Below are 6,883 nucleotides of genomic sequence, written 5' to 3' on the forward strand. Positions count from 1 at the left end.
TCAGAGTGCGATCCAAAAGGATCTGAACAGCTCCACCGACACCCTTGGCCAGCGACTTCTGGAGGCCAAGGAGAGTCAGGAGCGTCACTCCAGTGAGCTGGCGGATAAATTGTTGACCTCTGTGAGCGGCAAGGTGGAAGAGTCTATCGGTGGGGTGGCGGATGGTTTGGCGGAGATGCGCAAGCGGTTTGCCGCCGAGCGCCAATCCCTGAAAAAATCGATGCAGGGATGGGTGGATCATCTGAGTCAGGCCAACCGGGATGAAGACCAACAGATGGCTGAAAAAATCCGCCATGTCATGGAGCAGCTCGACAGCCGCCACGACGGGGTGCTGGGGGCTTTGAATCAATTCAGTGAGTCCATGAGTTCCGACATGGAGCGGGTGCTGGCCAGCCTGCTTTCCAAGAGCGATGAAACCAACCGGGAGCTTACTGAGCAGGTGATCGGTATGGGACGCCTCCTGGAAGGGGTGGTGACCAATACCAGCCGGGAGCAGGCGGTCTTTATCGAAATGCTTGGTGAACGTCTGGATACGCTGCGCAAACGCCTGAAAATCAAATAACTCCCGGGGGAAAAAGGAGCGTGAAGGGCATGAATGAGCGGGAGGTGCGATTGCGATTGGGAGGAAGCGGCGCCGATTTTCAACTGGCTACCCATCCCCTGGCCGGGGTGGTGGAAGGCAAACCCCAGACCACGGAAGAAGACCGCATCCACTACGATACGCCGGATTTGGCCCTCCATAAAAAGGGGGTGGCATGCTTTCTGGCCCAAAAAGGGACGCAATGGCAGCAGCAGATCGGTCCGGGATTTTCCGGGACCAAGGGGTGTAACAAGCGCGTTTCCCAACCCATTGATGAAGGCAGACTCGACCGGGAAAAGCTCAAGGGAGGGGCTGTCAAAGGGTGCCTGGGGCGGGTCAAGCCCAAAGAGATCGAAGAACTTTTTGCCCTGAATCATACCCAAACCCGCTGGGGCCTGAAATATCCCGATGAGAGCCGCATTCGTCTCACCATAGAGCAGGGCAGCCTGAAAATGGGGCGCTCCAAAACCCGCTTTTGTGACTTGGTCCTGGAGCAAAAATCGGGGGATCAGGCCCGCTTTTATCAGACTCTTCTGACCCTGCTGCACGACTTGCAGCCTGCTCTGGAGGGGCTTTCTCCCCTGGAGCGTGGCTTTGCCAAACGGGATCCCGACACTATCCCCGTGGAATTTTGCCAGACCGACCTGCCCCTGCCCGATGATAGTGCTGAAGAGGCTTTTGTTCGGATCAATACCAGCCTCCTCAAACGAATGCGGGCAGGCCAGACCGGTGTCGTCCATGGCGGACCCCGGGTTCGCCTGGGGGGGTTGACGGAACTGGTGCGCTCGGTGGGGCTGCTCAGAGAGGTGTTTGGGCTCTATCATTTTTTATTGCCCGGGGATATTCGGGTGGAACTGGATGGCGAGTTGGCCTGGCTTGAAGAGGAGATCGTGGCGGTCTTTGGCTGGGAGCGTTTTTTGGCGGGTACCCTGGCCCCTTTCATGGCACAGTTTCCCGATTATGGCGCTCTGATTGCCCTGGGTGAGGCCGCTGGGGAGCAGCTGGAAAAGGGCTATCGGCGTTTGAATAAATTATTGGAGTCGTTTCGTTTTGCCCGCCTGACTCTGGGGCTCTCCCACTGGTTGGAGTGCCGGGGTTGGCGACCGATGATGGATTTGCCCCAAAAGCGCCACATGGCCCAACCTGCCCGGGAGCTGGCCCGGGAAGCCTTGAGCCGCCACCACCATCAGCTGCGTAAGCGGGGGGGGAAACCCGCCAAAGGCAAGGAGGTAGTCTGGGGATCCCTGGTCTCGGATGCAGCGCTTTTGGGGGCGGCTACCGAACTTTTTTCCGGGCTTTTTTCGGGTAAGGGGCGGGATGCTTTTATCACCACCCTTGAGGAACTTCGGGTTCGGCTCGATGCCCTGGAAGAGGTTGCGGCGGGAGAGGCCCGATTTGCGGATATTTTGCCCGATAAGGAGGAGGCGGTGGTCCATCTGATCAAGGGATGGATTGGTGCCCGACGGGAGAGGCGGACACGGGATTGCGTTGAGGCCTGGAAGGGATTTGGCAGTCACAAATCCTATTGGCTTTAGGAGGGGGATGCCATGAAAGCCGAGCTGAAACGAGCGGAAAAAATTTTGGAAGGCATCGCACTACCCTCCCGGCCCACGGTGATGTTGGAGGTGATCAAGGCTCAGAACGCCTTTGCCCCTGATCCAAGAAAGGTCACCGAAATCATCCGTCGGGATCTGGTGCTGGCGTCAGAAATATTGCGGGAGGCCAACACCGAGCTGAACGGTTTTAACCGCAAGGTGGCCACCATCGAACAAGCGGTGCTGCTGCTGGGGATTGAGCGGGTACACAAGGTGGTCTCCCGGCTTTTTTTGAGCACCACCCTGATCGGCAAGGATGGCCCGTTGCAGGATATTCGACTCCATGCGGTCAATACCGGCCTCGCTTCGGCTTATCTGGCTGAGGCGCTGCTGGGGGTCTCCCCGGTGTGCAAAAGCGGTTTTCTCCCGGCGATTCCTCCGGAAGAGGCTTATGTGTTGGGGCTTTTTCATGACTGTGGCCTGGCGATTTTCATGCAAAAGTTTGCCGACTATGGGGCTTTCCATAAAGAGGTCAAAAAGAGCGGTGAAACCCGGCTGATTCAGGCTGAAGAGGAGCGATACCGCACGAACCACTGCCTGGTCGGGTATCAACTGTGTGAGAGCTGGCAGCTACCGGAACATCTCTGCCAGGTGGTGCGGGTTCACCATCAGGCCCGAACCTTCACCAAGGCGGGGAGCAAGGTCAAAAATCGTCGGGCCGCGACTCTCCAGGGTATTCTCAATATTGCGGAAGGGATCTGCGACCAGTTTTCCAGCCAGGAGTGGAACCACCTCCAGGGGGAGGTGCTCTCCTTTTTTGATATCGGGGAAGGGGATCTGGCGGCGTTGCAGGATGGTGCGCGCGCTGTCATCCGTTCCTCCCTCGAAGCGCATTGAGCCGAGGGGGCCATGGCCAAGGTTTTTTTCCTTTATCGCAATCGGACAGATAACACCGACAATCCGTTTTGGATCAGCTATGCGGATCTGATGACGGCGCTGGTGATGCTGTTTTTGGTGGTGATGAGCATCTCCATGATTGCGGTAGCCTCCCGGCAGGTGGTGGAAAAAAAGATTCGAGAGACCGATATTTTGGGGCTGTTGGATGTGTTGGAGGAGGAAGCCGCCGAGCGGGGGGTGGATCTGGCCGTCAATCGCAGCAACTACACCTTGAGCTTTGGCGAGCAGGCCCGATTTGGCCACGACAGTTTCCAGCTCTCCCAGGCGGCGCAAAAGCGGCTCAAGGATTTTGTCCCCTTGCTGCTGGATCTGCAATCCCGGGAAAAGGGCCAACGTTGGCTCAAGCGGGTTCATGTGGAGGGGTATACCGACGAGATCGGTACCTATCTTTATAATGTCAACCTTTCCCTCAATCGCGCCCAGGCGGTGGTGTGTGCCCTGTTCGATGGTGACCTCACCTCTGACGAGCAGCGCACCCTGCGGCAATTGCTGATCATCGATGGTGCGGCCACCACCTCCATCAAAGCGAGCCGGGAAGAGAGCCGCCGGGTGGAAATTCGCCTGGAGTTTCATCGGGTGGGTGAAAAGGAGACCTCTCTACCCACTCCGGAGATGGCTTTGGGCCACTGCGCCATTCGGGTGCAGGGGCTCTCCCTGGATTCCGGCCAAAAACCCGGCACGGAGACTTCCACGCCGAATGTGGCAGCACCGAGTGGGACGATCTCTGGTGGAACGGGTCGTGTGACTTCTGGTGGTGTGAGTCGTGGGAGTGCCAGTGGAATCCAGGCCACAACCCCGCCGGTGGATTTGGGGAAGGCCGCCACAGCTGTCAGGAAAAAAATCACCCCGGCTCCGCCAAAAAGGGCGGTACACGATCCCTTCGCCACTCTGGGTGAGGAGAGCCCTTGAGAGTCTTTTCTTGGGGATGGGGGCAGGGTAGGGGAGTGGGTGTTTTCTAAGCAGGGTGCCTGTCGTTGCAGCGGGTTTGCTTCGAAAGGTGGCAGGTCAGGTGTGGTCGAGAGTTTTTCGACGCCATCCATTCACGGCTGAATGTGGGAATTATTGATGGGGGATCAACCTTACCAGCGAAAAGTGATTCGTCCCCAAACCGGAGCTACGCTACGCCGTCGCCACGGAGGGGTGAAAATCCAGGTCTGTGTTAAGCTTCCGGAAGCCCTGGTGGCCCATTTGGACGAGCTGACAGGGAGCCTGCAACAATCCCGATCTGAAGTGATCGGACACTTGATTGAGACCGCTTGGCAGAAGGGGCGGGGGAATAGTTGACGTTTGGTATTGTGGTTGCTTAAATAACCTGGGATTCTAGGTGTTCGAGGTTTAAAAAAAGCCGGTTGGGAGAGATGTGGTGGCGAAGCATGAATTAGTTCAGCGGTTGGGCCAGTTAAAAGACAAACAGCGGCAGCTCAATCGTTCCTGGAATGCCAATGGCAACAAGGATCTCATGGAATTTTTCATGGAGATCATGCCCAAGCTTGTGGATGCCGAGCGCTGCTCCATCTTTATCCACGATCCCGTCACCGACCGGGTCTGGCTTCAGTGTGGCACCGGCCTCAACGAAAAACAGATCGTCATTCCCAAAACCGGCTCCAATGTCGGCAAGGTGATCGCCACTGGCAAGCATATCTGCATCAACCGCCGGGAGGAGCAATCCCCCTTTGCCCGCCGGGTGGAAAATCAGACCGGTTTTGCCACCAAGAATATGCTCTGCGTACCGATCAAAAGCCTCACCACCAAGGATATCCCCGGGGCGATCCAGGTGCTCAACAAAAAGGGCCGCAACAAGCGGGATGGTTTTTCCGAGGAGGATCGGGTGCTTCTGGAAAAGGTCGCCCTGCATCTGGAGATGGTCACCGAAAACATCTTCCTCAATCAGGAGATGGTAGATATTTCCGACAAGTTGCGCGGGCGGATCGACTTTGTCGAATGGATCATCAAAATGTGGATGGGCTTTATGGGGGTGGTGGTTCTCGCTTCCTTTGGCATCATCGCCTATTTCACACCCCACATCATCGGTATTTTTCAGCGCTAGATTCCTCCAGGTGGCCCGGGTTGATTTGGTGGCTCGGGTTTGGGCTTCAGGGGCCTTGCCGGTCACGCTCCCTTGCCAGCCTTCTGCTACGTTTTAGCCCCCCTGGAGATATCCGCACCACTCAAACGATTTTTTTAAACGAACGGCAATCAAGCCCCTATCATCACGAGGAAATCAACAATGAAACGCTTTACCGTTTTTCTCGCCGCCATCCTGTTCCTGGCGATCCCTCAGGCCCAGGCGGGCAGCTTTAAGACCGACAAGCAAAAGTTCGGCTATTTTGTTGGCATGCAGATGGGCCTCGAACTGAAGGAGCTGGGGATCGATGTTGATCTCGACTCCTTTGTCGCGGCGGTCAAGGATGCCGTCGGAGAAAAAAAATTCAAAATGACTCCGGATGAAGCGCAAGCCACCAAACAGCTGTTGCAACAGGAAGTCCGGGCCAGCCACGCCAAAAGGAAAAGTGCCATGGGTGAACAAAATCTCAAGGAGGGTGCTGCCTTCCTCGCCAAAAACAAGAGCGCCAAGGGCGTGACCACCACCGCCAGCGGCTTGCAATATCAGGTGCTGGCCAAGGGGAAGGGGCCCAAGCCCACCGCTACGGATAACGTCACCGTGCACTATCGGGGTACGCTGCTGGATGGCACCGAGTTTGATAGCTCCCACAAGCGCAACAAGCCCATCTCCTTCCGCTTGGATCAGGTGATTCCCGGTTGGTCGGAGGGTGTGCAGCTGATGAACACCGGCGCCAAATATCGCTTCTTCATCCCGTCGGAGCTGGGCTATGGTGCTCGGGGTGCTGGCGGCGTCATCGGCCCCAACGCCACCTTGATCTTCGATGTGGAGCTGATCGAAATCGGCAAATAACGCTCCAAACAGATGCATGATAAAAAGGCCGCTCCGCTGGTTTGGGGGCGGCCTTTTTTCGTTGAGTGGCCGCTCCATCCAAACACCGAATATAGCAATTCGAATCAAGAATTGGACATATGCCGTTGCTCTTTTGCCGTCACCCTTTAGCCGACCTTGTCTATGGGAAAAGGGCACCCATTGCCGCGAATTTCATTTTCGCAGATTTTTTTCTTTTCACCCAACCACAGCATCCGTGTCGAGTATCGCACCCGGGTTTTCGTTGGTTTCGGTGTCGGTCGAAATTGCACTCCGCACCAGTCACCCTTCTGGATCTAGGCGTGGGGCAGCCCCGTTCTAGCAGCATGACTCCCGGCCCCCGGCTCTTTTGAGCCCCAGAAAACCAATAGTTCCCTGCCGTGTCCAAGTGCTTTAAGGCGAACCTGTTAAACAAATTAATCAGTGCGCCTTTTTCACATTCATTGTGGTTGTCGGACAGTGCCGACCCCAACGCCTTGATGGCTCACGACAGAGGCGAAATCGTCACTCGCCTTGATCAGACGAATATATAAGGGATGTAACAGGTTCCAATCATTCCCAATGGTTGTTAGCCAAACGACATCTGGTTTCCCTGTCACAGCCCATCTCGTGCGTTCCTCAGCCAAACGCCTTGGCTACATCAAACGAAACGCTGTCCTTCAAAATATAATAGCAAGCTCTTGCCAATTTATGGGCTACCGTCTTGGTTGCCACAATCCCATTGGTCCGAGCTTTTTTTCTTTGGTGATAACGTCGGATCCGATCATCATAGCGTACGGCAAAATTGGCAGCTTCCATGAAAGAGTCCCCCGAAAAAAGTCCGTTCAAGCTTGATAGCATTCCCAGGCCAGTTGACTGCTTGATGTGAAAATCTCACCA

Annotated in this window: 8 protein-coding genes; 7 read left to right on the forward strand and 1 reads right to left on the reverse strand. The window is 55.9% G+C overall.

Features of this window, described 5'->3' with window-relative positions; all coding sequences use genetic code 11:
* The 7 genes from HQL52_03005 to HQL52_03035 all read left to right on the forward strand — a co-directional run.
* Window positions 1-562 (forward strand): hypothetical protein (locus tag HQL52_03005; protein MBF0368404.1); only part of this gene is annotated, 562 nt, incomplete at its 5' end.
* A 20-nt stretch (window positions 563-582) separates the two neighbouring features.
* Complete coding sequence (locus tag HQL52_03010; protein ID MBF0368405.1) at window positions 583-2,115, forward strand: CHAD domain-containing protein; 1,533 nt, start codon at window positions 583-585, stop codon at window positions 2,113-2,115.
* Between the two features lie 12 nt (window positions 2,116-2,127).
* Window positions 2,128-3,012, forward strand: coding sequence for an HDOD domain-containing protein (locus HQL52_03015; protein MBF0368406.1), 885 nt, complete (start codon window positions 2,128-2,130; stop codon window positions 3,010-3,012).
* A 12-nt stretch (window positions 3,013-3,024) separates the two neighbouring features.
* Entirely contained in the window at window positions 3,025-3,981 is a 957-nt protein-coding gene (locus HQL52_03020; protein ID MBF0368407.1) for an OmpA family protein, read from the forward strand.
* A gap of 156 nt (window positions 3,982-4,137) precedes the next feature.
* Complete coding sequence (locus HQL52_03025) at window positions 4,138-4,356, forward strand: ribbon-helix-helix protein, CopG family (GenBank protein ID MBF0368408.1); 219 nt, start codon at window positions 4,138-4,140, stop codon at window positions 4,354-4,356.
* A 79-nt stretch (window positions 4,357-4,435) separates the two neighbouring features.
* Window positions 4,436-5,119, forward strand: coding sequence for a GAF domain-containing protein (locus tag HQL52_03030; protein MBF0368409.1), 684 nt, complete (start codon window positions 4,436-4,438; stop codon window positions 5,117-5,119).
* 180 nt (window positions 5,120-5,299) lie between these two features.
* Complete coding sequence (locus HQL52_03035) at window positions 5,300-5,986, forward strand: FKBP-type peptidyl-prolyl cis-trans isomerase (protein MBF0368410.1); 687 nt, start codon at window positions 5,300-5,302, stop codon at window positions 5,984-5,986.
* Between the two features lie 636 nt (window positions 5,987-6,622).
* Here the strand turns inward: HQL52_03035 and HQL52_03040 are convergent.
* Window positions 6,623-6,802, reverse strand: a complete 180-nt coding sequence (locus HQL52_03040; protein MBF0368411.1) for a hypothetical protein — start codon at window positions 6,800-6,802, stop codon at window positions 6,623-6,625.
* Window positions 6,803-6,883: the final 81 nt, after the last annotated feature.

The organism is Magnetococcales bacterium (genome assembly GCA_015232395.1).
GTDB lineage: Bacteria > Pseudomonadota > Magnetococcia > Magnetococcales > JADFZT01 > JADFZT01.